We start from the raw sequence: 26,921 nt of genomic DNA, 5'->3' as shown, positions 1-26,921 counted from the left end.
GGCAGAGGTTGGGCTCATGTACCGGATTATTCTCGCGTTCCTCGTGCTACTGCTGGGCGGGGCACTGATCATCGGCGGGGGCTGGCTCGGTTGGCTGGGAGGCTCCTGGTTCTTCGTCCTGCTCGGACTGGTTGTGCTGGCTTCGGCGCTGTTGCTGCTGGGCCATCGTCCCATCGCGCTGTCGGTCTTTGCGGCCGCTATCCTGATTACCCTGATCTGGTCCCTGTGGGAGGTCGGTGCTGACTGGTGGGCACTGGCGCCGCGAGGGGGCTTGCTGATTCTCCTGGGTGTACTGCTGCTTCTGCCACCGTTGGTCCGCGATCTCGATCACGGCAACGCGCGAGCGGGCTATGGAAAACATTCTGCCATCCTGGGGGCGTCGGTGGTTGCGTCGCTGGTGGTCGGCGCCTATGCGCTGCTGCAGAATCCGCATGATCGTGAAGGTCGGTTCTCCAACGAACGGATGAATGCCCAGCCGGGAGCGCAAGTGGCTGACGACGTCCCCGATGGTGAATGGCATGCGTACGGCCGAACATCGGCAGGGCAGCGCTATTCGCCTCTCGATCAGATTACCGCCGAGAACGTTGATGAGCTGGAGGAAGTCTGGCGCTATCAGACCGGAGAGGTGCGTGACCCGGAGGATGATCCGGTTGAAACCACATACGAAGCGACGCCGCTGATCGTGGAAAACCGCCTTTACGTGTGCACCCCGTTCGGCACCGTCATTGCGCTGGATGCCGGCAGTGGCGAAGAGCTCTGGAAATTCGATCCTCAGCTGCGCAAACCGCCGAGGGAGACCACCCAGCACATGAGCTGCCGTGGGGTCTCGTATTACGACGGAACCGCCGCTTCCGAGTCCGACACCAGCACTGCGCCTGCGTTGGATCCGGAGGAACGTATCCAGCAGAGCGCCGAGAGCGTCACCAGCGATGCGGCGGGTGTGCCGCAGAACGTTGCAGCCGGGCAGGCGCAGCGCGACGAACCCAACCCACAGGTCGCACGCGAGCCCGCCCAGTCGCCCATTGCGACACTGCCGCAGTGCACCCGTCGACTGTACTATTCGACGCCAGACGGCCGGCTGATTTCGCTTAGCGCCGAGACCGGGGAGATCTGCCCGGGCTTTGGAGGCGAAGACGGTACGGTGAACCTATGGGCTAACATGCCTAACATCACGCCGGGTTCGGTCTATTCGACGTCTCCGCCGGTAGTGACCGACCGGGTTGTGATCATCGGCGGCGCGATCAACGACAACGTGTCTGTCACCTCGCCGTCGGGCGTGATCCGCGCCTACGACGTCAATACCGGCGAGCTTGTCTGGAATTTCGATGCCGGTAACCCCGAGTCGACAGACCCTATCGCTGAAGGTGAAACCTACACGCCCAACTCTCCGAACAGCTGGAGCATTTCCAGTTACGACCCGGATCTGCGCATGGTCTATCTGCCGATGGGCGTACCTTCGCCAGATCAATATGGAGCCAATCGCACCGAGAATCAGGAACGCTTCGCCAACACGGTGCTGGCACTCGATGCCGATACCGGTGAGGTCGCCTGGGAATTCCAGGGCGTACATCATGACCTCTGGGACTACGACATGCCGGCCCAGCCGTCGCTTGTCGATCTGACGCTCAACGGCCAGCGCGTGCCGGCGCTCGTGATTCCGACCAAGCAGGGCGATATATTCGTGCTCAACCGGGAGACAGGCGAACCGGTTTACGCCGTAGAGGAGCGCCCGGCACCTGCGGGCGCGGTGGAGGGCGACTGGACGGCTCCCACCCAGCCAGCTTCGGCGGTATCCTTCCGGCCTGAGCCGCTGCAAGAGAAAGACATGTGGGGCGCCACCTTGCTCGATCAGTTGATGTGCCGCATCAGTTTTCGCGAACTGAATTACGAAGGCATTTTCACGCCGCCTTCGGAAAACGGCACGCTGGTCTATCCCGGCAACTTCGGAACCTTCAACTGGGGGTCGCTCGCGGTCGATCCGCATCGCCAGATCGCGTTCGCCATGCCCGTATATCTTGCATTCACCTCGCAGTTCGAGCGCAGACCTGATGCCGTGGAACGCGTCGTGACCGGAGAAGGTGAACCGGTCATCAACGAGAACTTTGGCGCGCCCTATGCGATGAAACTGGGCGCGTTTACCTCGCCAATCGGCTTGCCCTGCCACCAGCCGCCGTGGGGCTATATCGCGGCGGTGGACCTCGCAACGGGGGAGACTGTGTATCAGCACGTCAACGGTACGGTACGTGACCTTGCGCCTGTTCCGCTGCCCTTCGAGATGGGAGTGCCGGGCATCGGTGGCCCGATCGTGACCGGGGGTGGTGTTGCATTCCTCAGCGGCACGCTCGATTACTACGTGCGTGGATACGACCTCGCCACGGGGGAAGAGCGCTGGAAGTCCCGACTGCCAGCCGGCGGCCAGGCAACGCCTGCTACTTATCGAGGTGAGGACGGTCGACAGTATCTGGTAGTTGTCGCTGGCGGCCACGGATCGACCGGCACCGCCGCAGGCGACTACATCATCGGCTACGCGCTGCCGCAGTAGCGCTCTCAGACCTTGGTCGCACGGACGCGGCCGAAGCCTCTTTTTATCATCAAACCATATCTATCATGGCGTTACGATCTGTACGTAATGTAGTTCATGAGAGTTGGCCTCCATTCTTCAGACGAAAGTCTTAGTCTCGTATCGACCATCCCGGTGCTAACGTGAACATGCGATAAAAACAACAATCGGAGATGGTTATGTCCTTATCTAAAGAAGACGCAGCGCGCGGCTACTGGAAGGAAAACCTGCGGCTCATGCTGATCTTGCTGATCATCTGGTTCGCGGTATCTTTCGGCGCCGGAATACTGTTCGTCGACCTGCTTGATAACATCCAGTTCTTTGGCTTCCCGCTGGGATTCTGGTTCGCTCAGCAGGGCTCCATTTACACCTTCGTGGTGCTCATCTTCGTTTACGTTGTGAAGATGAATACCCTGGATCGTAAATACGACTTCCACGAAGAATAATAAAAAGGAGCTCTGCAATGGATACCCAAACCCTTATCTACCTGGTGGTCGGCGCGACGTTTGCGCTGTACATCGGGATCGCCATCTGGTCGCGAGCCGGTAGCACCAGTGAATACTACGTAGCCAGCAAGGGTGTACATCCAGTCGCCAACGGTATGGCTACCGGCGCTGACTGGATGTCAGCGGCTTCTTTCATCTCCATGGCCGGCATCATCTCGTTCACCGGGTACGATGGCAGTGTGTATCTGATGGGCTGGACCGGTGGCTATGTGCTTCTGGCCATGTGTCTGGCGCCGTACCTGCGCAAGTTCGGCAAGTTCACCGTGCCGGAATTCGTCGGAGAGCGGTACTACTCGCAGACTGCACGGGTGGTTGCGGTCATCTGTGTGATCTTCGTGTCCTTTACCTATGTAGCAGGTCAGATGCGCGGTGTCGGCATCGTGTTCTCCCGCTATCTGGAAGTGGACATCAACCTCGGCGTGCTCATCGGTATGGCGATTGTCTTCTTCTACGCCGTGCTAGGCGGTATGAAGGGCATTACCTACACGCAGGTGGCGCAGTACTGCGTGATGATCTTCGCCTATATGGTCCCGGCGATTTACATCTCGCTGATGATCACAGGCAACCCCATCCCGCAGCTGGGCTTCGGTAGCAATGTGGTAGGAACCGACACGTCGGTGCTGGAGCGACTGAACGGACTGGGGGCAGAGCTTGGCTTCAGCGAGTACACCGATGGCAGCAAGTCGACCATCGACGTGTTCTTCATCACCATGGCGTTGATGGTCGGTACCGCCGGCTTGCCCCACGTAATCGTTCGCTTCTTCACCACTCCGACAGTGCGCGACGCCCGTAAATCAGCAGGTTACGCGCTACTCTTCATCGCGATTCTGTACACTACCGCTCCTGCTGTAGCCGCGTTTGCACGCACCAACCTGCTGACCAGTGTTCCCAATACTGCATATCAGGAGATTCCGGACTGGTTTTCTACCTGGGAGACTGCAGGCCTGATTGCCTGGCTGGACAAGAACGACGACGGGATCGTGCAGTACGGGCCTGGTGCACCGTTCGCAGGCGCACCCAACTTTGCCGGTGAGCCAGGCGAGTATGGCCAGCGCGCTGTGACCAACGCGCCTACGGACAATGCCAACGAACTGTACGTCGACCGCGACATCATGGTTCTGGCTAATCCGGAGATCGCTGAGCTACCCGGCTGGGTAGTGGCATTGATCGCAGCGGGCGGTCTGGCTGCGGCGCTGTCTACTGCGGCAGGTCTGTTGCTGGTGATTTCAACCTCGGTGTCGCATGACCTGCTCAAGAGCAACATGATGCCGAACATCAGCGAGAAGCAGGAGTTGCTTGCAGCACGTATAGCGGCGGGGGTGGCTATCGTGATCGCGGGCATTTTCGGTATCTATCCGCCAGCGTTCGTGGCTCAGGTGGTGGCCTTTGCCTTCGGTCTCGCTGCGGCATCGTTCTTCCCGGTCATCGTCATGGGGATCTTCTCCAAGAAGATGAACAAGGAAGGCGCCATCGCCGGCATGATCGTGGGCCTGACCTTCACTTTCTGCTACATCGTGTTCTTCAAGTTCATCAGCCCGGAAATGGACAACGCTGAACATTGGTGGCTGGGCGTGTCGCCGGAAGGCATCGGCACCCTGGGCATGATCTTCAACTTCATCGCTGCCGTGGCAGTAGCCAGCTTCACCAAGGCTCCGCCGGAGCGCATCCAGCACCTGATCGAGGACATTCGTGTCCCGCGCGGTGCCGGCGCTGCCGTCGACCACTGAGCCTTACCCGCTGTAACGAAAACGCCCCGATCTGATCGGGGCGTTTTTTTGTGCGCGTCACATCATCCGCGAGGGGCGATGTGCGATCGGCTGCGTCAGAAGCGGTAGGTCAGCTGCGTCGACACTCCATGAGCGCTGTTACGGTATTCGGCCTGATAGGCTGGCTCGTTGACCTCGGCCGCATCCTCGTGAAGATAGGCATACGCTGCATCGATGGTGATGTCGTCGCTCAGACGCCAGCCTGCACCCAGAGAAAGAACCTTGCGATTACCCACGGGAATGCGCACGGTACGGTCCGCGTCGGTGGTCGGCGAGCGATCCCAGGCAAAACCGCTGCGCAGCACCCAGCTCGGATTGAGCTGATAGGACGCGCCAACTGCGAACGACCAGGTATCCGACCAGTTCTGCTCTTCCTGGATTCTCGCAAGGTTCGCTGGAGCGGCCTCGTTCTCCACCACGATTTCCTGCAGACGGCTCCAGCGAGTCCAGGTCAGACCACCGTAGAGTGTCCAGTAGTCATCGAGTTTGTAGGTCAGCGACGTGTCGACAGATTCCGGCGAAGTGAAGTCGAGCTGCGCATCATACTGGCCGTTGGCGGCGGCGAGTGGCCCGGGGAAGCCCGATGCCTTGGTACGGCCTTCGAGGGTGTAATCCACCTTGGACCGATAGGTCAGGCCCCAACTCAGATCTTCATTAAGGTCGACCAGCACACCGGCGTTGAATCCATACCCGATGTCGTCGCCAAGGATGCTGACACGTCCGTCCGGTAACGCCACCGGGGTGGTCGGCGGGACGAACGCAACCGCGCGGGTCAACTTGCCATCGATGCGGTTGATCGTCGGTCCGAAGCCTACGCTGACCCGGTCATTGATCCTGTAGCTGAGAGTGGGCTGGAAGGTGACCACACGCACGGAACTGTACTCACCGTAGTAACGACCCTGGGATGCGTTCTCGTAATCGCTGATTACCCCGAACGGCACATAAACGCCAAATCCGGCATGCCAACGGTCATTGAGCGGCGTGACGAAATAGCCAAACGGCACGGGAGTGAAGGGAACCATGTCACCGTCATTGCTGCCTGGCAGCGCGCCGCGGGCGTCGCGAATGTCGGTACTGGCGTCGATCAGCGCCAGACCACCGCTGATTTCCGTCCGATCGAGGCGAGACATACCGGCCGGGTTCCCATAGACGGTACTGGCATCGAGCACGGCCGAGGACCGCCCCGCAAATCCTGTACCCATGCTGCTCGCGCTCTGTTCGTTGATGGCCAGGCCATTGGCGATAACAGGGGAAGAGACCGCCGCAATAGCGGCAGCGAGCGTTGTCTTGAACCACATACGTCGAATCATCCGGAGCTCCACATTGTCGAGGGCGCGGACGGTAGCAAATTGTTCGAAGGCAGGCCAGCGGCGCCGTGTGAAAGTCGACAAACGTGACCCGGCGCAACCGCTGGACCAGCGGGCAGAACGACCTAGAGGGTATTGGATCGGCTGCGCTGAATCTTGCGCCAATCGGACAGGCGGGTGGACATGTCCGCCAGCGTGAAAATGCCCTGGATGCGAGCGCGGCTAAGCAGAATAAGCCCGATCTCGGCAGTCGCCAGTGCATCGGCTGCTGCGTGGTGACGCTGGCTGTTGTTCAGTCTGAAATATCCCAGCCAATCATCAAGCCCCCCGCGGCCGACCTCCGCTTCAGGGCACAGCATCGGCGCGAGTTCGGCCACATCGATGAAGTGGTGCTGCAAGCGTACTCCGAGCTCCTGCCGCAGGCTTCGCGCAAGCATGCGCTGGTCGAACGGCGCATGAAAAGCCAGGAAAATACAGTGATCGGCGAACTCCATGAAGTCCAGCAGGGCATCCTGCGGAGCGGTGCCGCGTGCCAGCTCGCTCGGCGCAATACCGTGAATCAGGATCGATTCGGTGACCCGCTGATCGGCCCGGTACAGCGTACATTCGTATTGACTGCCAAGGTCAATCGCGCCGTCCTCTATTACCACGGCGCCGATCGACAGCACCTGATCGCGCTGGGTATTGAGTCCACTGGTCTCCAGATCGACTACAACCAGGCGCAGGTCGTCCAGCGGCGTCTCGTCCAGCGGTTGCGGAGCGGGCAACTCGTCGCGACGCAGCCGCTGGGCATCGCTGAGCTTGCCGGAGCGAAAGCCCGACATCCACGAAAGCGGACTCACAACTGATACCTCAAGGCCAGACTGGCCTGCAGTCGACGGGCCTGTCGAAACGATTCGCGCAGGATGCGACGGTCCAGGTGGTTCAGGGTGTCCGGATCTATGCGGTTACTGAAGGGGGCATTGTCCCGGTCCTGCAACTGATGCTGCTGCATGCGGATCAGTTGAATGAAATGGTAGGCCTCTTCATAGGCATCGGCATCGAGTGGCTCGATGATTCCCGCTGCGCGTAGCCGCCGCAACCGCTCAAGCGTGTTGCATTCGGCGATGCCGTTGGCCAGAGCCAGAACGCGCGCACCATCGACGAAAGGCGTTAGTCCCTGGGTCTTGAGATCAAGGGTATCCTTTTCGGCACCGCTGCGGGCCACGACGAAATCACGGAATCGGCCAATGGGCGGGCGATGGGTGAGGGCGGTCTGAGCCAGCATGCGCTGGAACAAGGAGTTGCTTCTGGTCTGGTCGAGTATTCGTCCGAACATGCTTTCGGCAGCACCCGAGTCCCCCCAGATCACGCGAAAATCGAAGAAGATCGACGAGTTGAGCAGGTTCGCAGGCGTGGTGGTGCGGACAAACTGCTCGAAGCGCTGCTGCCACTCCGCCACCGACAGACACAGCTTGGGATTGCCCGCCATGATGTTGCCCTTGCACAGCGTGAATCCGCACTCGGCCAGCGCCTGGTTGATACGTTGCGCCAAGGGCAACAGCCGTGCTCGGTATGCCTCTGCCTGCTCCGGCGATTGTGCTTCGAACAGAATTCCGTTGTCCTGATCGGTATGCAATGTCTGCTCCCTGCGTCCTTCGCTACCGAAGCACAACCAGGTAAAGGGTATGCCCGGATCGCCTGATTCTTCGAGACACAGTTCGATGACCCGGCAGACCGTGTGATCGTTCAAGAGCGTGATGATGTGCGTGATCTGCGCAGTGGAGGCGCCGTGGGCCAGCATGCTGTCGACCAGACGACGAATGTCTGTACGCAGGGCCGCGAGCGTGCTGACCTGTCCGGCCTGGCGGACCGTACGTGCCAGATGGACCAGGTCCACGCGTTGCAGGGAAAACAGATCACGCTCCGAGACGACCCCGACCAGCCGCTCCTGCTCCACCACGCAAATGTGCGCAATGTGCCGGCTGGTCATGGCGATGGCGGCATCGAAGGCCGAGGCGGACGGGGGCAGGTGGAAGGGCTTCGGGGTCATGACCGAGTCGACCGCGCCGTCGAGATCGATGGCATCATCGGCAATGACGCCCCGCAGGTCTCGCAGCGTAAATATCCCCTGAGGCCGCTGCTCTGAGTCAACGATAACAATACTTCCGACACTCGCTTCGTTCATCTCCCGCACCGCCTGGCGCACCGAGGTATAGGGCATGCACGTAACGGGGTTGCGGACGGCCAGTTCAGCGAGGCGGGTATCGAGCGAATACTGCGCGCCCAGCGTTTCGGCAGCCTGCGCCTGAGCCTGCTGATTGACCTGATCAAGCAGGCTGCTGACCCCGCGCAGGGCGAAGTCGCGGAACGGCAGGGACATACCGAACAACCTGGCGAAGTCCTTTCGCGACAACAGCAGGCAGAAGGTGTCGTCGCCCGCGAGATGTTCGGTTCGCGTAGCCCGCTCGCCGATCAAGGCGGCCAGCGGAAAACATTCTCCTGCGCTGATTTCAAAGGTAGTGTCCGGCTCCTCCTGCCCGGCCAGCAGCCGTTCGCCACGCACCAGCCCCTGCTTGACGATGTAGAAGTACTGCACCGGGCCTTCCTGCGGACGAATGATCGTATCGCCCTGCGCGTAGAAGCGGAGCTGGCAGTGTTCCACCAGCCAGGCCAGATGCGCCGTTTCCATCTGATTGAACGGCGGATAGTTGAGCAGGAACGTCATCGTACCGTGCACGTTCTGCATCACGGCTGTTTTGCCGGCCTGGGCGAAGGCGTCGTCTTTACTCATGGGCAAGACCTTATTGTGAGTGGCGACAGTGTGCGTACCTGTGCCGCACGCTCCCATCCGACGTAAGTCTAGTTCCCTTTCACTTTGTAGGGTCTAGTCTGAGGAGATAACAAGGAGACGCCTCCCATGAACCGCACCTACGCTGAAGATTACCTGCAATCCTGCCGACAGCCGGGCCATTTCTGGGCCGAACAGGCCGAACGAATCGATTGGCACACGGCGCCAACGCAGGTATTGACGCAGGAGGACGGGCATTTTCGCTGGTTTGCCGATGGATTGCTCAACACCTCGTATCTGGCACTCGACAGCCATGTCGAGGCGGGCAGGGGAGCGCATACGGCAATCATCTACGACTCACCGGTGACCGGAAGCAAACGCTCTATCAGCTACGCCGAACTGACCGACGACGTTGCCCGTTGTGCCGGGATGCTGCGTGCCCTCGGCGTGAAACGCGGCGACCGGGTGGTGGTATATATGCCCATGGTGCCCGAGGCGGTTATCGCGATGCTGGGCTGCGCGCGCCTCGGTGCCGTGCACTGCGTGGTGTTCGGCGGCTTTGCCGCGCATGAACTGGCCGTGCGCATAGACGATGCCGGAGCCGACGTACTGATCACTGCATCGTGCGGCATCGAGGTCGATCGCACGATCGCCTACAAGCCGCTGGTTGATGCCGCCATCGCCAAGGCGCACCACCCGGTACGTCATTGCGTGGTGCTGCAACGTCAACGCTGCCTTGCGCAGATGCACGCAGAACGGGACCTCGACTGGTCTACCGCCATGGCCGCAGCGAAGCCGGCCGATGCGGTTCCGGTCCGGGCCACCGACCCGTTGTATATCCTCTATACCTCCGGGACGACCGGCAAGCCCAAGGGCGTGGTGCGCGATCATGGCGGTCATGCGGTGGCAATGCGCTTCAGCATGGAAGCAGTCTACGATGTCGGCCCCGGAGACGTTTTCTGGGCAGCATCGGATGTTGGCTGGGTGGTCGGCCATTCCTATATCGTTTACGGACCGCTGCTGGCCGGTTGCACCACCGTGTTGTACGAGGGCAAGCCGGTGCGCACGCCGGATGCCGGGAGTTTCTGGCGAGTCTGCGCCGAGCACCGGGTCAAGGCCCTGTTCGCAGCGCCCACGGCTTTCCGCGCGATCCGCAAGGAGGACCCCGACGCGCATCTGGCCGGCCAATACGATCTCAGTCGGCTGGAAAGACTGTATCTGGCGGGCGAGCGTCTCGACCCGCCGACCTGGCAGTGGCTGAACACCTATTTCCAGCGCCCGGTCATCGATCATTGGTGGCAAACCGAGACCGGCTGGGCGATCGCAGCCAATCCTGCAGGGTATGAGCTGCAGCCGACCCGACCGGGATCGGCTACGCACCCGATGCCGGGCTTCGAAGTGGCGATACTGGACGACGAAGGTCAGCCCCTGGCGCCCGGGATGCAAGGCAACATCTGTCTGCGCCTGCCGATGCCGCCGGGATGTCTGATCGGCATCTGGGGTAATGCGCAACGCTTTCACGATGGTTATCTGTCACGTTTCCCTGGCTACTATCAATCTGGCGATGCCGGCTACCTGGATGATGACGGCTATCTGTTCGTCATGGGCCGCACCGACGACATCATCAACGTTGACGGACATCGCCTGTCCACCGGCGAAATGGAAGAGGTTCTCGGCGCGCATCCGGCGGTAGCCGAGTGCGCAGTGATAGGCGTGCCTGACGAGCTGAAGGGTGAGCTGCCGGTGGGGCTGGTAGTACTCAAGGATGGCGTCGAGGGGGAGGTGTCGTCGCTGAGCGAGGAGCTTGTTCGGCTGGTACGCCAGGAAATCGGTGCAGTGGCCTGCTTCCAGCGGGCATTGGTGGTGCGGCGGCTGCCGAAGACGCGTTCCGGCAAGATTCTCAGGCGGATCATGCGGCAGATGGCAGCCGGAGAATCCTTTGCCGTACCGTCGACGATCGACGACCCGGCATGCCTTGATGAGCTCGCCGCCCAGCTACGGTCAGTGCGGCTCAACGCCGCAGGCTGATCGTCCGATACCCGGCGCGCGGCTACGGTTGGTCGTTCCACAACCTGCACCGATTTGCTAAGGTGGCCTGCATTGCGTAACGGAATATGCTTTTACATATTCCTGCTGTGGTCGTCTGCGACGACGGGAGCAGAAGAAGCATTCGGTATTGGCGAAGGGGTCCGATTTGATCAAGGTACTCGTGGTTGATGACCATGATCTGGTGCGCATGGGCATCTCCCGCATGTTGAGCGATGTGCCGGGCCTGACCGTCGTCGGCGAGGCTGATTGCGGGGAATCGGCTCTCGACCAGGTGCGCAAGCTCAAGCCAGACGTGGTGCTGATGGATGTCCGGATGCCCGGCATCGGTGGACTGGAAGCGACACGCAAGATCTCGCTGCACGACAAGCACGTCAAGATTATCGCCGTCACCGTCTGCGACGAAGAACCCTTTCCGACCCGCTTGATGCAGGCCGGCGCGTCGGGCTATGTGACCAAGGGCGCAGCCCTTGACGAAATGGTCACCGCCATTCGCAAGGTGGCGGCCGGTCAGCGCTACATCAGTCCCGACGTCGCGCAGCTGCTGATATCCAAACTCTACGACTCCTCCAGCGATTGCCCGTTCGATGCGCTGTCCGACCGCGAAATGCAGATCGCGCTGATGATCGTTGGCTGCGAGAAGGTCCAGAGCATTTCGGACAAGCTGTGTCTGAGCCCCAAGACCGTCAACACCTACCGCTATCGCATTTTCGAGAAATTGGGCATTACCAGCGACGTAGAGCTCACCTTGCTGGCCGTGCGACACGGCATGGTTGACGCCGCACCCAATTGAGCATGAATCACAGCGTTTTCGATCCCCAGGCATTTCTCTCCACCGCAAGCAGCAAGCCCGGTGTGTATCGCATGCTCGACGAAGCGGGCGAACTGCTCTACGTCGGCAAGGCCCGCAACCTCAAGAAGCGGCTGGCCAGTTACTTCCGCAAGACCGGATTGAGCCCCAAGACCGAGGCACTGGTGTCGCGCATCCGCGCCATAGACACCACTATCACCGGCAACGAAACCGAAGCCCTGCTGCTTGAACAGAGCCTGATCAAGGCATCCCGCCCGCCGTACAACATCCTGCTGCGGGACGACAAGTCCTACCCCTACGTGTTTCTCAGCCAGGACGACTTTCCCCGTCTCGGCTTGCACCGTGGCACGAAGAAAGCCAAAGGGCGCTACTTCGGCCCCTATCCCAGCGCGGGCGCCATCCGGGAAAGCCTGAGCCTGCTGCAAAAAGCGTTCAAGGTCCGTCAGTGCGAAGACAGCTACTATCGGAACAGGACCAGACCCTGCCTCCAGTATCAGATCAAGCGCTGCAAGGGGCCCTGCGTGGGGCTGGTCGATCCGCAGGAGTACGCTGAAGATGTGCGCCACTCGGTCATGTTTCTCGAGGGCCGGAGCAACGCGCTGGCCGGCGAACTGACACGGACCATGGAAAGCGCCGCGGCGAATCTCGATTTCGAACGGGCAGCCGAAGTCCGTGACCAGATCGGCATTCTCCGTCGGGTTCAGGATCAACAGAGCATGGACACCGAACAAGGCAACGTGGATATCGTTGCCGCCGCCGTTTCGCCCGGTGGCGCTTGTGTTCATGTGGTCATGGTCAGGCAGGGGAGAGTGCTGGGGAGCAAGAACCATTTTCCGCGCATTGGCATCGAGCACACCCCGGGCGAGGTGGTCGCGGCGTTTCTTCCGCAGTATTACCTGGGCGGAGCCGAGCGCGAGCTACCAGGTGAAATCATCGTCAATGCCGTGCACGAAGATCTGGAGGTCATCGCCGAGGCGCTCGCCGTCGCCCGCGGTTTTGGCGTCACCATCAGTCACCGTGTGCGCGGAACCCGAAGCCGCTGGCAGCAGATGGCTGTCACCAACGCCGAGGCGGCGCTGACGGGACTGTTGGCCAACCGCCAGAACATGCAGACCCGGTTTGACATGCTGCAGGAGGCGCTTGGCCTGGATGAGGCGCCAACGCGGCTGGAGTGTTTCGATATCAGCCACTCGAGCGGTGAAGCCACCGTGGCTTCCTGCGTGGTCTTCGGGCCCGAGGGGCCACTGAAGAGCGACTACCGTCGCTACAACATCGAGGGCGTGACCGCAGGCGATGATTATGCGGCGATGCGTCAGGCGTTGAGTAGACGCTTCAACAAGATCAAGGAGGGCGAGGGCAAGCTGCCTGACATTCTTCTCATCGACGGTGGCAAGGGCCAGATGGGCATGGCGCTGGAAGTACTCGGCGAGCTCATGATCCATGACCTGACAGTAGTCGGGGTAGCCAAGGGCGTGACGCGCAAAGCCGGGATGGAAACCCTGTATCTGAACGAAACGAACAACGAACTGGTCCTACCGGGGCATTCGCCAGCGCTGCACCTGATCCAGCAGATTCGCGACGAAGCGCACCGCTTTGCCATCACCGGGCACCGCCAGCGCCGGGGCAAGACGCGCAATACCTCGACGCTGGAGGGCATCGAAGGCGTTGGACCCAAGCGCCGACGCGAGCTGCTCAAGCACTTCGGCGGGCTGCAGGAGCTGTGCAGAGCCAGCGTGATCGAGATCGCCAAGGTGCCGGGTGTAAGCAAAAAACTCGCCGAGCAGATTTATGCGGTACTGCATAGCGACTAGAATGGTTACAAAGCCGATAGTCGAGACTACATGAACATTCCCAATCTACTCACGCTCCTGCGGGTTGCGCTGATCCCTATCTTCATCCTGCTGTATTACCTGCCGTATGACTGGAGCTATCTGGCAGCCTCGATCGTATTCACGTTTGCCAGCATCACCGACTGGCTGGACGGCTATCTGGCACGCAAGTGGGAGCAGAGCACGCCCTTCGGCGCGTTTCTCGATCCGGTAGCCGATAAACTGATGGTCGCGGTGGCATTGGTGCTGCTGGTGCAGAGTCACGGCAATTTCTGGGTGACGGCACCGGCGGCAGTGGTGATCGGTCGCGAGATCGTCATTTCGGCGCTGCGCGAGTGGATGGCGGAGATCGGGGCGCGTGGCAAGGTGGCGGTCTCCCGGCTGGGCAAGTACAAGACTGCCGCCCAGATGGTCGCTCTGGTGGTGCTGCTGGCCAATCCGCCGATCATGACCGGCTGGGTGACCCTGGGCTATGTGCTGCTGATGATCTCGGCCGTGCTGACGCTGTGGTCGATGTACGTCTATCTACATGCTGCCTGGCCGTACATGAGCATGGAAACTGCTCAAAAAAGCGACAAATAACTTTTTCTGAATCAATGACTTGACAGAGCGCCTTGGCAGGATAGAATGGGCGCCGTTCCAAAGCGGGAATAGCTCAGTTGGTAGAGCACGACCTTGCCAAGGTCGGGGTCGCGAGTTCGAGTCTCGTTTCCCGCTCCAGTATTGTGTCAGACCGGTGTCACCGGTCTGACAGCCCCCTTAGAGGCCGGGTGGCAGAGTGGTCATGCAGCGGATTGCAAATCCGTGTACGCCGGTTCGATTCCGACCTCGGCCTCCATTATTCAGCGTTACGGTACCTGTCAGCCCGGATGGCGAAACTGGTAGACGCAAGGGACTTAAAATCCCTCGGGGGTAACCCCGTGCCGGTTCGATTCCGGCTCCGGGCACCATCCGCTGGTTTCCTCATACTCGCAGTGCCACCTCGTTGGGCTTCCCTCGTCTCTTTTTGCGGCTTCCAGTGTGCTTCGCCCGCATCCGCGGATTGGCTCCAGTTGGCCTGTAGAACCTTGATCCGCCTGTAGCACCTCTCCACGAACCAAGGAACCCTTGGGGCGTATGCCTGCCGAACATTCATGCACTGCCATTCGAGGCTTCGCCAAAACGTCCCGAGGAGGTAATCAATGAGCGGCATTTCCAGGTGGTCTCTGCCTACAGCGGTCCTCGCTGCAACGCTGGCGCTAGGCGCCCCCAGCGCATCTTTCGCACAGCAACCTGGCCAGCCCGGCGAACCCGGGCCGACCTCCATCATTGCGGGTCACACTATCGTTGATGCAGTCGATGACGTTCGAGGCGCTACGGCGGGTCTGGTCGCGTCGCTACTGGAGGGCGGTGAGCGGTTGGGGATACCGAACTGGGAGCAGCAACAGTCCAGGTTGCAAGCGATGCAGAACGCGTTGCAGGACATGGAAGATGAGCTCGACCAGAAGGCAGACGCGACTGATGCGTCATGGCTAAGCTGGTTGGAGGACGACGATTACACTGTAACCGTGACCCGGCAGATTCGAGCTCTGGGCGATCATTTGGACGAGCTGTCTTCCGTTCTCGGCGGCGGTTGGGATACCAGCAACATGCAGGTAGTTGTCGGACATGAGGTGCTGGACCAGCTCGACGAGCTACGCGAGACGACGGGCGACTTGCTTGGCGCGCTTAGCGAAGCCGGCTCCGATTATGGGTGGAGATATAACACCGCGCAGCACGACGACGCCCGCCAGGCTCTCGATCGACTCGAGCAGAACCTTAACCGCAAGCGGGAAGGGGGGGACGCGGATCTGCTCATTTTCATGCAGGAACAGCAATATCACACGCTGGCCCACGAGAACGTCCAGACGATCGCAGACATCCTCAGCAATATCCTGCATGCAGACAAGCAGAAGACCGACGGGGAATGAGCGAGGATGACGCTGACCTGTTAGAGCCGCTCCGATGAGGTTGTTCAACACTCACGGGCTTGGCTGGGCCGACCTGACCAGGCGGACATTCAAAGCGTATGCGCGTGATCGCATGCAGACGTACGCAGCTGCGCTGGCCTTTCGTACGATATTCGCCGTATTTCCGTTTTTCCTCTTTCTGATCGCGATTCTGGGCTTTCTTGGCATTCCGGAATTCTTCACCTGGCTGCGGCAGCAAGCCGAAGTCGTGCTGCCTGAGGCTATTGTCGAGCAGCTCAATCCGGTCATTGAAGAGTTGAAGACACGCCGCGGCGGCGCGCTGGTGGGGGGCGTCATCGTGTCGTTATGGACCGCTGCGCTGGCCGTGCGGGACCTGATGCTGGCGATGAACAACGCTTACGAAGTGGAAGAGAGTCGCCCGCTTTGGAAAATTGTCGGCATCACGGTTGGCACAACGCTGGCGATTACCGCCATGTTGTTGCTGACCGCCGGACTGATGCTGCTCGGTCCCGACGCGACCCAGTGGTTGTCCGATCAGCTGGACCCAGGCGAACGCATCGCCTGGGTGTGGGGATGGTTGAGATGGCCAGTCATTGTCACGATGCTCTTCTTCATCGCTGCTCTGTTGTACTACGTCACCCCGGACGTCAAGCAGCGCTTTCGCTTCGTGACACCAGGCTCACTGATTGCGGTCCCGGTGTGGATAGGGGCGTCCATTGGGTTCAGCTTCTACATGCGCAATTTTGCCGACTATGGAGCCGTCTACGGCGGGCTGGGCGCCATAATCATGCTGCTCTTGTACTTCTACGTGTCCTCGCTTGTGCTGCTACTCGGCGCGGAGGTCAACGCAGTGATCGAGCACTGTTCAAAAGGAGGAAAGCCAGATGGCGCGCGATCTGCGGGTCGATGACTCACCTTTCTCCCCCGGCGGCGTCCGCACGCAGGGGAAGCTCGTCTACAATTGCGTCCGGCGGTGCCCATGAGCCTGTTTACGGATATGACGCTCACCGTAAGTTTCCTGGTTGTCGCGGGCTGTGCCGCGGTGATTGGCCTGGCGGGGGTGAAGCTCGCCGCAGTGGTCGATGAACTGGCGGACCGCACCGGGATGGGCGAGGCGATGGCAGGCGCAGTCCTGCTGGGCATGGCGACATCACTCTCAGGCATCGTGCTGTCGGTCACTGCTGCGTATCGAGGTCAGCCGGAGCTGGCGATGAGCAACGCCGTAGGCGGTATTGCCGTTCAGACATTGTTCCTCACCGCAGCTGACATGAGTGTCAGGCGAGTGAACCTGGAGCATGCGGCGGCATCGCTGGGGAACATGCTTCAAGGCGCGCTCCTGTTGTGTCTGCTGGCGATCATCCTCGTTGGTACTTTCTCACCTGACTACACTATCTGGTCGATTCATCCGGCGACCTTCGTTCTGTTCGGCGCTTACCTCTACGGATTGCGCGTTATCCGAGCCGGCCAGGCTGACGATATGTGGCAGCCCAGGCAGACAGCTGAAACCATCGAAGACCTACCCGACGAAGAACCCAGCAAGACGTCGCTGACTGCTTTATGGATGCTTTTTCTGGTACTTGCAGGAACGCTTGGACTGTCGGGCTGGCTCCTGCATCAGGTCGCTACGGTCATCTCCGAGCAGACGGAAGTGGGCGAAGCCGCTGTTGGCATTCTGCTCACCTCTGTCGTCACTTCGCTGCCCGAACTGGTGACTACGGTGGCTGCAGCACGACGCGGTGCCTTAACGCTTGCGGTGGGAGGCATCATCGGGGGCAATGCGTTCGATACGCTGTTCGCGGCAGCGTCCGACGTAGCCTACCGAGAGGGCTCGATTTATCACGCGATCTCCGACTCGGTCCTGCTATGGGTGTCCCTCGCTGTCGCAATGACCGCCGTACTTCTCATGGGGTTGATCAGGCGGGAAAAACAGGGGCTAGGGAAGATAGGCTTCGAAAGCGTCAGCTTGATCGTCATCTACGTCGTCGGTGTGGTCATTGTCCTGGCTCGTGATCTGTCTTGAACAATCTGGAGACGAACTCTTTTGTACAAGTACCGTCACAGTTTGCAGACCATTCAATCGGGAGGGCAGCATGGGCATGTTCGATACGCGCGGGGTAGGGTTCATTGAGCTATCGAAACGGACATTCAAGGCGTTCGGTGATGATGACATGTCTACCTATGCAGCGGCGCTTGCCTACCGCGGCCTGTTCGCGCTGTTCCCCTTTCTGCTGTTCCTGATCGCCTTACTGGGCTTTCTCCACGTTCCCCAGTTCTTTGACTGGCTCCGCGAGCAGGCGGCCATGGCACTGCCAGGCGAGGCGATGGACCAGGTCAATCCGGTCATCGATCAGCTGCAATCCGATAACGGTGGGGTCATGTCCATAGGTGTCCTGATTGCGCTCTGGACTGCCTCGGTCGGGGTTCGCTCGCTGATCAACGCGATGAACAAGGCCTATGGCGTCCAGGAGGGTCGTCCGGTCTGGAAGTTGTACATCGTATCGCTTGTCTACACGCTCGGGATTGCGATCATGCTGCTCGCTGTCGCCGGGCTGATGATCCTCGGGCCGCAGGTGATGCAATGGCTCGCGGATCAGATCGGTTTCGGCAACTTGTTCGTGACTATCTGGACATGGGTGCGCTGGCCAGCGATCGTCCTGTTGCTGATGCTGATCGTCGCGGTGATCAACTATTTCATGCCCGACGTGGAGCAGGAGTTTCGTTTCATCACGCCGGGAGCGGCGGTTGCAGTGATCGTCTGGATCGCAGCATCGATCGGCTTCGGTCTGTATGTGCGCAACTTCGGGAACTACGACGCCACCTACGGCAGCATCGGTGCGATCATCATTCTGCTGTTCTATTTCTATATCTCCTCCGCTGTATTGCTGCTCGGCGTCGAGATGAATGCGGTAATCGAGCATGCCTCGGTAGAGGGCAAGAATCGTGGGCAGAAGGAGAGCACTGCCTGAGTCGTCGTCAGCGTCGCTCACCTGAAAAACGGTCGGGCAATGCGGTATGCTTGCGGCCATGGCTCAGCAGCGGAAACCGAACATGGCAGATTATGATTTCGACCTTTTTGTTATCGGCGCAGGCTCGGGCGGCGTAAGGGCGAGCCGGACCGCCGCCTCGTACGGCGCGCGCGTAGCTGTCGCGGAAGACCTCTACCTCGGGGGCACTTGTGTCAACGTCGGGTGTGTGCCGAAGAAGCTGTTCGCCTACGCCGCTCACTTCGCCGAAGACTTCGAGGATGCGCGTGGCTATGGCTGGGACCTGCCAAAGGCCGGTTTCACCTGGCAACGTCTGGTGGAGAACAAGAATGCCGAGATCACGCGGCTCAATGGTATCTACCACAACCTGCTGACCTCTGCGGGCGTTCAGGTCATCAACGGCCGGGCGCGCTTCGTCGACTCGCATACCGTGGCTGTGGGCGATCAGACCTACACTGCCGAGCGGGTCCTAATCGCGACCGGCGGCTGGCCGCACATTCCGGACTTTCCCGGCAACGAACATGTCATCAGCTCGAACGACGTGTTCTATCTCAAGCAACTCCCGAAGCGCACGCTCGTCGTCGGCGGCGGCTATATAGCCACCGAGTTCGCCAGCATCTTTCACGGCCTCGGTTGTAACGTGACTCAACTGTATCGCGGCGATTTGTTCCTGCGCGGCTTCGACCTGGGCATCCGGGAGCATGTCGCATTGACACTGCGCGCCAAGGGACTCGATCTGCGTTTCGAGACGGACGTGCAACGTATCGAGAAGCAGGCCGATGGCAGCCTGGACGTAGCCCTGAAGGGTGGTGGCTCGATCCAGGCCGACCTGGTGTTGTACGCCACCGGGCGGCGGCCCAATCTGGCGGGCCTGGGTCTGGAGAATACGGATGTGCAGCTCGATGAGAAGGGCTTTGTCAAAGTTGATGACGAGTATCAAACCAATGACGCAGCGATCTTTGCGATCGGGGACGTAACGCACACCGTGCAGCTGACCCCGGTTGCGCTGGCCGAAGGTATGGCCCTGGCGCGCCGTCTGTACAAGCCGGAGGACTATCACCCCGTGGACTACGACGGCATCGCCACGGCGGTGTTCTGCATCCCCAATATCGGCACACTGGGGATGACCGAAGAAGAGGCGCGCGCCAAGGGCCACAAGCTCAAGGTGTTCGAAAGCCGCTTCAGGCCGATGCGCAACACGCTTGCCCACAGGCCGGAGCAAAGCTTCATGAAATTGCTGGTCGACAAGGACAGCGACCGTATCCTGGGCGTGCACATGGTGGGGCCTGAAGCCGGCGAGATCATTCAGGGGCTTGCCGTTGCGGTGAAGGCCGGAGCGACCAAGTCGGTATTCGACGCGACTCTGGGAATTCATCCCACCGCAGCTGAAGAATTCGTTACCATGCGCACCCCGGCGAGGGTCGACTGAGCTTCCCGCCGGCCCTGTTTCCGGCGGAGTACACCCATGACTTGGTTCTATGCATTCGATCTGTTCGGCGTGGCGGTATTTGCCATAACCGGCGCGCTGATGGCCGGACGCAAGTCCATGGATCTGTTCGGTGTGCTGGTGATCGCACTGATTACGGCGCTTGGTGGCGGCACGCTGCGCGATGCCATTCTCGACAACCATCCGGTGAGCTGGATCCGTGACGAATGGTATATCGTCGTGGCGGTCCTGGCGGCGCTCGGTACCATCGCCTGGGTGCGACTGACTCGACCGATACCGGAGCTTGGGCTGTTGGTGGCGGATGCCTTCGGTCTCGCGGTGTTTACCGTCATCGGCACCCAGGTGGCGTTACAACAGAATGTGCCAGTCAGCGCGGCGGTTATCATGGGCGTCATGACCGGGGTGGCCGGCGGGGTCATTCGCGACATCATCTGCAACGAGATTCCGCTGATCTTTCACAAGGAAGTCTACGCCACTGCCTGCATCGCCGGTTCACTGGTATATATCGTCCTGCATTCGTTGCCCAGCCCGCCGGGGCTCGATGTCAGCGTTGCCATGCTGGCCGTACTGCTGATTCGCCTGGCTGCCATTCGCTGGCACCTGCAGCTTCCGCGCTTCCACCTGCTCGATCGCGAGCGGCACGACGACTGATCAGTGATGATGCTCGCTTGCCGAATGCTGATGATGAGGCTCCTCAGGCGCATCCGTCAGGACGTCAACCTCGACCTCCACTTCGTCGGCGTTCTCGAAACGCAGCGTGATCGGGTACTGTCGGCCGGCGACCAGTGGCTCCTTGAGTCCGAACAGCATGATGTGGTGTCCGCCGGGAGCGAAGGTGGCGCGTTGGCCTGGCTCAATGAGCACATTCTCAACCCGCTGCATGCGCATCACGCCGTCGGCGTGAACATGTTCGTGAATCTCGGCGCGTTGTGCCACGGTAGTCGACACCCCAACCAGGCGCTCGGACTCCTCGCCGCGGTTCTCGATTTTCAGGTAGATTGCGCCTGTTGGCGAAACCGGGGGCAGGGCCCGCGACCAGGCGTCGGCGACATGAACGGACCCGGTCTGGGCATCGCCCGAGAGGGAATGGGTGCTGAACAGTAACAACGAAAGGGCCAGGATCGAGCGAATCATAGGCAACTCCGGTGGATGACGGTTGCGAAAGATTACCGGCCCAGGGCGGCGGCGAACAGCAATCTTTGAACCACGTCTTGCTTTTGAAATATGCCGCTACCCGTCGCGAATCAAATGTTTTGTCATAGGTCTGTAAACACAGCCAGGCCGAAAGGCTGGCTGACTGCGGACTCGTTGCAATGAACGAAGATGTGAGGCGGTTGACTAAAAAACTGTTGAGTCATGGCTGTTCGCCAGCATGCAAATGCAGCACACTGTGCACTCGAGGGACAGCTTGGTTGTTAGGTCAGGGACGCATTCCGAGTCGACGAGTGAGACATGAACGAAAGACGAAAATTGGAGCGTCACAGCGTGAGCAGCAGCCTCGAAGTATACGATCTGGACACCGGAACTCTGCTGGGCCGGGTGGTCGACCTGCACGTTGAAGGTTTGATGTTGTTGAGCGAAAAACCCATCGAGATGTTCAAGTCCTATGCTCTGCAGATCAACCTGCCGATGACCTTGAACGGGGTGACCGAATTCTGCCTTGATGCCGAAAGTCTGTGGAATCGCGAGAGCATTGGGGGAGGGCAGTTCTGGACCGGTTTGCAGTTTACCAACGTCCCCGAGGATTCTCGCGGGTGCATCGAGCGAATGGTGGCCAGCCGCTGAATCAGCGGCTCAGCCAGGTCAGATGGTTATCCCAACGCCGATCTGAATCGTTCAGCAACGTCGCCTTGTCGTGACTCGCATCGACCCGATACAGACCACCCCGCCCGGACGACACGATGAAGCCAGTGCCCTCGCTCACGACACCTGCTACATCCTGCACCTCCACCAGGCGTTTCAGCTCTCCCGTCCGATAATCGAAGAGGGCCACGACATTGCCGCGGGGCGCGGTGACCGCTGCAATGCCTGAGGCAGGATCAACGGCCACACTGGCGATGTAATTGCGTAGCCGCAGCTGTTCGTCCGCGTTGAAAGCGATCTCTCGATAGGTGCCGTCCCGACTGTCGAGCACACCGATCAGAGGGGGCGCCTCCCATTCCGGGCCTTCGTACTGGTATCCCACGACCACCATTCCATGGCGATCGACGTCCAGATGATGCGCGCTGAGTTGGTGGTGTGACGGGCTGTGACGTTGCAGAATGCGTCCCTCGTGCCGGTCCATGACAATCACCGCCGGCTGCATGGTGTCGAGGTTCAGCTTGATGCGGTCATAGTCCGGATGCGTGAGAATGCCCCCCATGGCGATCACCAGTCTGGATCCATCCGGGAGCAAGCGAATTTCGTGCGGGTCGATCCCTCCGACGGGAAATATAGCGGCCAGCGTGTACCCCGCAGTCGCGTCGTAGACGTGCAACTGACCTTCACCGCTCGGCACATGATTGGCGGTAACGTAGAGCCGCCTTCCATCATGGCTGAACACCGCATGTCCAAAAAAATGATGTTCTTCGCCGGCGTGTACGGCGCGAATGATACGCCCCGCGCAGGTCTGAATAACGTGGAAGGATCGACCCGGCCTGCGTTCGACAACGACGGCCTCATCCGATCCTGGTCGTTGGCAGCCACCGTGGCAGCGGTTCGATACCGCTAGCGTGTCACCTGCAGAGTCACCGACCGGTTCAAGGCAGATGAAATGATCTCCCGCCAGGTTGGTCATGGCACTCAGCAAGGTCGAAGACGACGTGGAAGCGCTGGCCCAACGCGCCGTCCACGGCAGGTTGCTCAGCGCCAAGCTCGCCAATAATCCCTGCAGCACGGCACGGCGTGTCGCCATCTCAATCTCCGTCGCTGGAGTTGAAGCCTTTCACCACACCGAGTTCGGGCGCGATGGAGCCGGAGAGCTGCGTATTCAGGCGCTCGATATCCAGCAGCAGGAGCTGTAGTTGTCGATAGCCTGCGGTGTCATCAAGCAGTGGTGAGATGTCATGCGAAAGGGAGTCCAGCCGCTCGATCGCGGCAGCCAGCTGTCTGCTGAAGCGCTGGTACAGGGTCTGTCCCTGCTCGCTATCGAGGCGCAAGGCCAGTCCGGGCAGAAACATGTCGCGTATTCCTTCCAGGGAAGCCTTCAACGACGTCATCGACTGCCCGCTGCGCCAGGCATCGCTCAGATACGGGTTGCGTCGGCCTTTGCCCGCCGCGCCCATCGGCGCGCCCAGGCGCCGATCCTTCATCAATTCCAGGGCATGCATGGCCGCCAGAACAGTATCGTCAGCGTAACGGTCCTGTTCGACAAAGTGCGGACGGAATCTGGCCCAGTCGGCCACCAGACGGCCCGAATTGGCGCGAATATGGGCGGTTATAGCAGTAAGGAGGGCGCAGGAGCGACTGGCGGGCAACGCGTTCGGGCTTTGCTCGAATTGCTCGTCGAACAGCAGGTATTCCACTGCCGGGAAACCTTTGATCGCGACACTGTCGCCAGCGATCGATTCGGCACTGATCGGCTGATCACCGTCAAATCGGGCCCGCACTTTCTTGCCCACCAGATTCTTGGGGTCTGGCCAGAACTGCAACTGCCAGGACAGGCTGTCCTGCTTGACGGGACCGAAATCGACGAAGCGGACGCGTTGCCAGTCGAAGAACGCATCCGCCCAGGCCGACTCCAGGCGTGCCCGCTCATGCGGGTTTGCTGATGGCGCGGCGCAAAAGCGATCGGCAGCCTGCTCCAGATTCCGCGAAGAGTCTGCCAGCGCCTCGTAACCGCCGGCAATGCCGGCGTACCATCGTGCGGACGCTGTGTCGGCCAGGGCGAACGGACTCAGGAGGCAGGTCGTGACACCGATCAGCAGCGAGCTGAGTCGTGGACGATCAAATAAGGCGTACACGCGATGGTTCCTCACAGCGATTCAAGAAAGCGCAACAGGGCATTGCGCTGCGATGCTTCCAGGTGACGGTAGGCATCCTTCGCTGCCAATGCCTCGCCGTCATGCCAGAGAATCGCCTGCTCAAGCGTCTCCGCGCGACCGTCGTGCAGGTAGCCTGCCAACGGATTGATGGTGTGGGTCAGACCCAGCCCCCACAGGGGCGGGGTTCGCCATTCGTTGCCATCGGCCAGAAACTCCCCGCGACCATCGGCCAGGCCAGCGCCCATATCGTGCAGCAGCAGATCGGAGTACGGCCAGATTTCCTGGGCCGACAGGTCCGGGCGCCCCTCAATGACCCCGGTGACATGCCGGGGTGTATGGCAGGCCGCACAGCCCGAATCATTGAACAGCTCCGCCCCTTGCCTGACCTCCTGCTTGTCCATGTCCCGGCGCATGGGCACAGCCAGACTACTGGCATAGAAGGCAACGAAACTGGCGACTTCGTCGCTTACTTCGAACTCACCCCCGTGCGCAAAGCTGTCACAACCCTGTTGTGGCGTGCAGTCGGTAGCCGGCACCAGCGAAGAGGTGATGCCCATGTCGCCGGCGAAGGCGCCCATGCTTTGCTGCAGCACGTTGGGCTCACCGGCCTTCCAACCGAAACGGCCGACTACGGTCTGCTCGACGGCGCGATCCCAGACGCGATTCACTCTGCCGGAGACACCATTGCCGTCGGCGTCATCAGCATCGGAGGCAGCAAGCAGGTCCTGTTCGGGAATCGCGGCGAGCAGGCCCAACCCGATCATCGGTGGCGCTACGCGCGGCGAGATCTGGACGTTCTCGGCCAGTGGCCCGTAATTGGGATTGGCGATGGTGTAGAGCGGGCGACGCATCGGCACGCGTGTACCATCCGCCAGCTCTTCCTGGAATCGTTCCCATTCGACAACCAGATCGGCTTCCGGCCGGGAGCCGGGTATCGCGGCGGTCTGCAGTTGGCTGCCATAAACCGGCTCTGGTACAAAGCCGTGCCGTTTCAGCAACGCGCTGTCCGCATCGCTCTGCGGCGGCACTGCGAGGCGCAGGAAAAGCGATACGGACGGTGCACCGTCGCCGGGCGGATTTCCACGCCCGTCCTTTACATGACAGCCCTGGCACGAATTGGTGTTGAACAGGGGGCCCAGACCATCCCGCGCATCGGTGCTGGCAGGAGCAACGACCCAGGGATTGCGAAAAAAACTGTTGCCGACGCTGAAATCCAGCCGTTTGGTCATCGGCAGGTTAGCCTGCGGAAGGGAAAAGGCATTTTGGTTCGACAGGCCGATACTCCCGTCGCCACCGGAGCGTGGGTTCTGTTGAATCGGAGGATTGGCCATCGTAGGGCTTACCACAGCCAGCACGAGCAGACCGGTCAGCCATTGCAACGTATTCATTGGAGTATCGACCCGCTGATTCGAATGCTGATGGTAACCGTTCCGCTGGCTAAAACCATGAGCTGCGGCAAACTGAAGCAACTGCGTGTGACGACCCGCGGCAGGTCGTCACACCTCGGGCGTCCGGCGGCCTACTGGAATGAATGCCCTGCATCATCCGGTTCGAGCGAATCCACGCCGACCTTTGCTGCCACGGTTTCGATCGAACCGGTCTGGGCAACCAGCGCATCGATCGCCGCGTTGATCAACGCGTGTCCTTGCTCATTGTCTGGAGCGATCATCATGTCGAATGGCATCGGCTCGCTTTCGGCCTCCGCCGTCTGCTTTATGTCCGCCAGTGCCTTCATTGAACTTTCCAGCTCGGCACGAAGGCTCTTGTCCAGGTCCGGGTCCGACTCGGCAACCAGATCTGCCAGTGAGGCACCCTCGACCACATCGCCGTCGACACGCTTGTACCGGCCAAGGTAGACGTTCTGAATGCCGAGCCCGTTGTAGTAGTGGGAATTGTGCGTGTTGTCGCTGAAGCAGTCATGCTCGTCCTCGTACGAGTTGGCCTCCAGCGCCACCTTCATGCGCTCGCCGGCCAATTCCCCGAGTGACAGCGACCCCATACCGAACAGCATGCGCTGATAGGCTTCCTCCGGCTGCAGGCCAACCAGCTCCGCCCGGTAGTTGCCCGGCTGATCCGGAGCCCATTGCTGCACCATCCACTCGAGGTCGTTGACCAGAAGGTCGGTCGCTGCATCGATATAGGCGCCGCGGCGGTCACAGTTGCCGTTGGTGCAGTCGTCGCCCTTCGCATAGTCGGTATACGACCGATCGCCGTTGCCACGTTGGAAGCCGTTACGATCCTGCCCCCACAAGAGAAATTCGATAGCGTGGTAACCGGTGGCGACGTTGGCTTCTGATCCGCCAACTTCGTTGAGCTCTGCCAGAAGCTCCGGGGTGAGTGTGCTGACATCGTGGGTAGTCCCGCCGATGTTGATTTCCCTGCTCGCGATGATGTTCGCATTCGCCCCTTCGTTGCCCATCTCGTGTTCGTAGTCACTTTCGGCGACGTAGTCGATCAGACCTTCATCCAGCGGCCACGCGTTCAACTGACCTTCCCATTCGTCCACGACCGGGTTACCGAAGCGGAATACTTCCGATTGCTGGTAGGGGACGCGTGCCGCAATCCATGCCTGGCGGGCCTCCTCGAGGGTTTCCTCGCCGGGCTCGGCAATCAGCTTGTCGACCGCCTCGTCGAGCTTCCGGGCAGACTGCAATGCATCCTGGAAGGTAGCGTGTGCGATGTCGGCATACGTTTTGACCACGTCTTCGCGGCTGGAGTCGGACTCCGATGCAGGGGAGGGCGCTGCGCCCGGGGCGACGGTCGCGTCAGGTTCAGCCTGACTGACCTGTGGCTCTGGCGGCGCCTGCTCCTTCTGATCGCAGGCAATCAGCAACATGCTGGCAGAAACGACGAGAGCGAGCGATTCCAGCGGAAAACGAGCATTCATCTGAGGCGTCCTTTGCAGTAAATGATATTTATTCTCGCTGGATTATAGGCACCGGCTTACGTTTTGCAATACAACTGCACATAACGATGTAATGCGA

At 60.4% G+C, this 26,921-nt stretch carries 22 protein-coding genes and 3 tRNA genes; 17 read left to right on the top strand and 8 right to left on the bottom strand.

From position 1 onward, the window contains the following. The first annotated feature begins 16 nt into the window (after positions 1-16). The 3 genes from KEM63_RS08295 (at position 17) to KEM63_RS08285 (ending at position 4,793) form a co-directional block, all read left to right on the top strand. Positions 17-2,542, top strand: a complete 2,526-nt coding sequence (locus tag KEM63_RS08295) for a membrane-bound PQQ-dependent dehydrogenase, glucose/quinate/shikimate family (protein WP_223650614.1) — start codon at positions 17-19, stop codon at positions 2,540-2,542. Positions 2,543-2,739: 197 nt separating this feature from the next. Further along, on the top strand, positions 2,740-3,006 hold the full coding sequence (locus tag KEM63_RS08290; protein WP_223650612.1) for a DUF4212 domain-containing protein: 267 nt from the start codon (positions 2,740-2,742) through the stop codon (positions 3,004-3,006). A 17-nt stretch (positions 3,007-3,023) separates the two neighbouring features. Then, positions 3,024-4,793 carry a sodium:solute symporter family protein gene (locus tag KEM63_RS08285; protein ID WP_223650611.1) on the top strand — a complete coding sequence of 590 codons (1,770 nt, stop codon included), beginning with the start codon at positions 3,024-3,026 and terminating at the stop codon, positions 4,791-4,793. 95 nt (positions 4,794-4,888) lie between these two features. On the opposite strand, the gene KEM63_RS08280 is transcribed toward KEM63_RS08285, so the two are convergent. The 3 genes from KEM63_RS08280 to KEM63_RS08270 form a co-directional block, all read right to left on the bottom strand. After that, a complete protein-coding gene (locus tag KEM63_RS08280; RefSeq protein ID WP_223655845.1) occupies positions 4,889-6,139 on the bottom strand; it encodes an OmpP1/FadL family transporter in 1,251 nt (416 codons plus the stop codon). 125 nt (positions 6,140-6,264) lie between these two features. Continuing rightward, complete coding sequence (locus tag KEM63_RS08275; protein ID WP_423747777.1) at positions 6,265-6,981, bottom strand: 3'-5' exonuclease; 717 nt, start codon at positions 6,979-6,981, stop codon at positions 6,265-6,267. After that, a complete protein-coding gene (locus KEM63_RS08270; RefSeq protein WP_223650609.1) occupies positions 6,978-8,912 on the bottom strand; it encodes a DUF294 nucleotidyltransferase-like domain-containing protein in 1,935 nt (644 codons plus the stop codon). Before KEM63_RS08270 ends, KEM63_RS08275 begins: the two co-directional genes overlap by 4 nt. Positions 8,913-9,038: 126 nt before the next feature. Here KEM63_RS08270 and KEM63_RS08265 point away from each other — a divergent pair, with 126 nt between their 5' ends. The 13 genes from KEM63_RS08265 (at position 9,039) to KEM63_RS08205 (ending at position 20,626) form a co-directional block, all read left to right on the top strand. Further along, complete coding sequence (locus KEM63_RS08265; RefSeq protein ID WP_223650607.1) at positions 9,039-10,937, top strand: acetate--CoA ligase; 1,899 nt, start codon at positions 9,039-9,041, stop codon at positions 10,935-10,937. Positions 10,938-11,103: 166 nt separating this feature from the next. Next, positions 11,104-11,748, top strand: a complete 645-nt coding sequence (gene uvrY / locus KEM63_RS08260; RefSeq protein WP_223650605.1) for a UvrY/SirA/GacA family response regulator transcription factor — start codon at positions 11,104-11,106, stop codon at positions 11,746-11,748. A 2-nt stretch (positions 11,749-11,750) separates the two neighbouring features. Next, a complete protein-coding gene (uvrC, locus tag KEM63_RS08255) occupies positions 11,751-13,577 on the top strand; it encodes an excinuclease ABC subunit UvrC (RefSeq protein ID WP_223650603.1) in 1,827 nt (608 codons plus the stop codon). A gap of 30 nt (positions 13,578-13,607) precedes the next feature. Further along, positions 13,608-14,177, top strand: a complete 570-nt coding sequence (gene pgsA / locus KEM63_RS08250) for a CDP-diacylglycerol--glycerol-3-phosphate 3-phosphatidyltransferase (protein WP_223650600.1) — start codon at positions 13,608-13,610, stop codon at positions 14,175-14,177. A gap of 62 nt (positions 14,178-14,239) precedes the next feature. After that, positions 14,240-14,315: transfer RNA gene (locus KEM63_RS08245), tRNA-Gly, on the top strand. 44 nt (positions 14,316-14,359) lie between these two features. After that, positions 14,360-14,433: transfer RNA gene (locus KEM63_RS08240), tRNA-Cys, on the top strand. Positions 14,434-14,458: 25 nt separating this feature from the next. Further along, positions 14,459-14,545: transfer RNA gene (locus KEM63_RS08235), tRNA-Leu, on the top strand. A 231-nt stretch (positions 14,546-14,776) separates the two neighbouring features. Beyond that, a complete protein-coding gene (locus tag KEM63_RS08230; protein WP_223650598.1) occupies positions 14,777-15,544 on the top strand; it encodes a hypothetical protein in 768 nt (255 codons plus the stop codon). A 34-nt stretch (positions 15,545-15,578) separates the two neighbouring features. After that, the gene (locus KEM63_RS08225; protein WP_223655784.1) at positions 15,579-16,454 is read left to right on the top strand and encodes a YihY/virulence factor BrkB family protein; all 876 of its coding nucleotides are present in this window, start codon (positions 15,579-15,581) and stop codon (positions 16,452-16,454) included. A 69-nt stretch (positions 16,455-16,523) separates the two neighbouring features. Next, a complete protein-coding gene (locus tag KEM63_RS08220; RefSeq protein WP_223655783.1) occupies positions 16,524-17,564 on the top strand; it encodes a sodium:calcium antiporter in 1,041 nt (346 codons plus the stop codon). A 70-nt stretch (positions 17,565-17,634) separates the two neighbouring features. Then, complete coding sequence (locus KEM63_RS08215; RefSeq protein ID WP_223655782.1) at positions 17,635-18,510, top strand: YihY/virulence factor BrkB family protein; 876 nt, start codon at positions 17,635-17,637, stop codon at positions 18,508-18,510. Between the two features lie 82 nt (positions 18,511-18,592). Beyond that, the gene (gorA, locus tag KEM63_RS08210) at positions 18,593-19,957 is read left to right on the top strand and encodes a glutathione-disulfide reductase (protein WP_223655781.1); all 1,365 of its coding nucleotides are present in this window, start codon (positions 18,593-18,595) and stop codon (positions 19,955-19,957) included. 36 nt (positions 19,958-19,993) lie between these two features. Continuing rightward, positions 19,994-20,626 carry a trimeric intracellular cation channel family protein gene (locus tag KEM63_RS08205; protein ID WP_223655780.1) on the top strand — a complete coding sequence of 211 codons (633 nt, stop codon included), beginning with the start codon at positions 19,994-19,996 and terminating at the stop codon, positions 20,624-20,626. Here the strand turns inward: KEM63_RS08205 and KEM63_RS08200 are convergent, their stop codons facing one another. Next, positions 20,627-21,109, bottom strand: coding sequence for a copper chaperone PCu(A)C (locus KEM63_RS08200; protein ID WP_223655779.1), 483 nt, complete (start codon positions 21,107-21,109; stop codon positions 20,627-20,629). A 318-nt stretch (positions 21,110-21,427) separates the two neighbouring features. Here KEM63_RS08200 and KEM63_RS08195 point away from each other — a divergent pair, with 318 nt between their 5' ends. Next, positions 21,428-21,760 (top strand): PilZ domain-containing protein, encoded by a 333-nt coding sequence (locus KEM63_RS08195; RefSeq protein WP_223655778.1) that lies wholly within the window; start codon positions 21,428-21,430, stop codon positions 21,758-21,760. Between the two features lies 1 nt (position 21,761). On the opposite strand, the gene KEM63_RS08190 is transcribed toward KEM63_RS08195, so the two are convergent. The 4 genes from KEM63_RS08190 to KEM63_RS08175 all read right to left on the bottom strand — a co-directional run bounded on the left by KEM63_RS08190 (position 21,762) and on the right by KEM63_RS08175 (position 26,824). Next, entirely contained in the window at positions 21,762-22,868 is a 1,107-nt protein-coding gene (locus tag KEM63_RS08190) for a DUF1513 domain-containing protein (protein ID WP_223655777.1), read from the bottom strand. A gap of 1 nt (position 22,869) precedes the next feature. After that, on the bottom strand, positions 22,870-23,916 hold the full coding sequence (locus KEM63_RS08185) for an imelysin family protein (protein ID WP_223655776.1): 1,047 nt from the start codon (positions 23,914-23,916) through the stop codon (positions 22,870-22,872). Positions 23,917-23,927: 11 nt separating this feature from the next. Next, the gene (locus KEM63_RS08180; RefSeq protein ID WP_223655775.1) at positions 23,928-25,325 is read right to left on the bottom strand and encodes a di-heme oxidoreductase family protein; all 1,398 of its coding nucleotides are present in this window, start codon (positions 25,323-25,325) and stop codon (positions 23,928-23,930) included. Between the two features lie 131 nt (positions 25,326-25,456). After that, positions 25,457-26,824, bottom strand: a complete 1,368-nt coding sequence (locus KEM63_RS08175) for an imelysin family protein (RefSeq protein ID WP_223655774.1) — start codon at positions 26,822-26,824, stop codon at positions 25,457-25,459. Positions 26,825-26,921: the final 97 nt, after the last annotated feature.

The sequence above is a fragment of the Halopseudomonas nanhaiensis genome, assembly GCF_020025155.1.
GTDB classification, from domain to species: Bacteria; Pseudomonadota; Gammaproteobacteria; order Pseudomonadales; family Pseudomonadaceae; genus Halopseudomonas; species Halopseudomonas nanhaiensis.
This window is presented reverse-complemented; position numbering and strand designations above follow the sequence as displayed.

Bases quoted from the DNA above. Each gene is read 5' to 3' on its own strand.
- KEM63_RS08295 (WP_223650614.1), top strand. From the start codon at position 17: ATGTACCGGATTATTCTCGCGTTCCTCGTGCTACTGCTGGGCGGGGCA.
- KEM63_RS08290 (WP_223650612.1), top strand. From the start codon at position 2,740: ATGTCCTTATCTAAAGAAGACGCAGCGCGCGGCTACTGGAAGGAAAAC.
- KEM63_RS08285 (WP_223650611.1), top strand. From the start codon at position 3,024: ATGGATACCCAAACCCTTATCTACCTGGTGGTCGGCGCGACGTTTGCG.
- KEM63_RS08270 (WP_223650609.1), bottom strand. From the start codon at position 8,912: ATGAGTAAAGACGACGCCTTCGCCCAGGCCGGCAAAACAGCCGTGATG.
- KEM63_RS08265 (WP_223650607.1), top strand. From the start codon at position 9,039: ATGAACCGCACCTACGCTGAAGATTACCTGCAATCCTGCCGACAGCCG.
- uvrC (WP_223650603.1), top strand. From the start codon at position 11,751: ATGAATCACAGCGTTTTCGATCCCCAGGCATTTCTCTCCACCGCAAGC.
- pgsA (WP_223650600.1), top strand. From the start codon at position 13,608: ATGAACATTCCCAATCTACTCACGCTCCTGCGGGTTGCGCTGATCCCT.
- KEM63_RS08230 (WP_223650598.1), top strand. From the start codon at position 14,777: ATGAGCGGCATTTCCAGGTGGTCTCTGCCTACAGCGGTCCTCGCTGCA.
- KEM63_RS08225 (WP_223655784.1), top strand. From the start codon at position 15,579: ATGAGGTTGTTCAACACTCACGGGCTTGGCTGGGCCGACCTGACCAGG.
- KEM63_RS08220 (WP_223655783.1), top strand. From the start codon at position 16,524: ATGAGCCTGTTTACGGATATGACGCTCACCGTAAGTTTCCTGGTTGTC.
- KEM63_RS08215 (WP_223655782.1), top strand. From the start codon at position 17,635: ATGGGCATGTTCGATACGCGCGGGGTAGGGTTCATTGAGCTATCGAAA.
- gorA (WP_223655781.1), top strand. From the start codon at position 18,593: ATGGCAGATTATGATTTCGACCTTTTTGTTATCGGCGCAGGCTCGGGC.
- KEM63_RS08205 (WP_223655780.1), top strand. From the start codon at position 19,994: ATGACTTGGTTCTATGCATTCGATCTGTTCGGCGTGGCGGTATTTGCC.
- KEM63_RS08200 (WP_223655779.1), bottom strand. From the start codon at position 21,109: ATGATTCGCTCGATCCTGGCCCTTTCGTTGTTACTGTTCAGCACCCAT.
- KEM63_RS08195 (WP_223655778.1), top strand. From the start codon at position 21,428: ATGAACGAAAGACGAAAATTGGAGCGTCACAGCGTGAGCAGCAGCCTC.
- KEM63_RS08190 (WP_223655777.1), bottom strand. From the start codon at position 22,868: ATGGCGACACGCCGTGCCGTGCTGCAGGGATTATTGGCGAGCTTGGCG.
- KEM63_RS08180 (WP_223655775.1), bottom strand. From the start codon at position 25,325: ATGAATACGTTGCAATGGCTGACCGGTCTGCTCGTGCTGGCTGTGGTA.
- KEM63_RS08175 (WP_223655774.1), bottom strand. From the start codon at position 26,824: ATGAATGCTCGTTTTCCGCTGGAATCGCTCGCTCTCGTCGTTTCTGCC.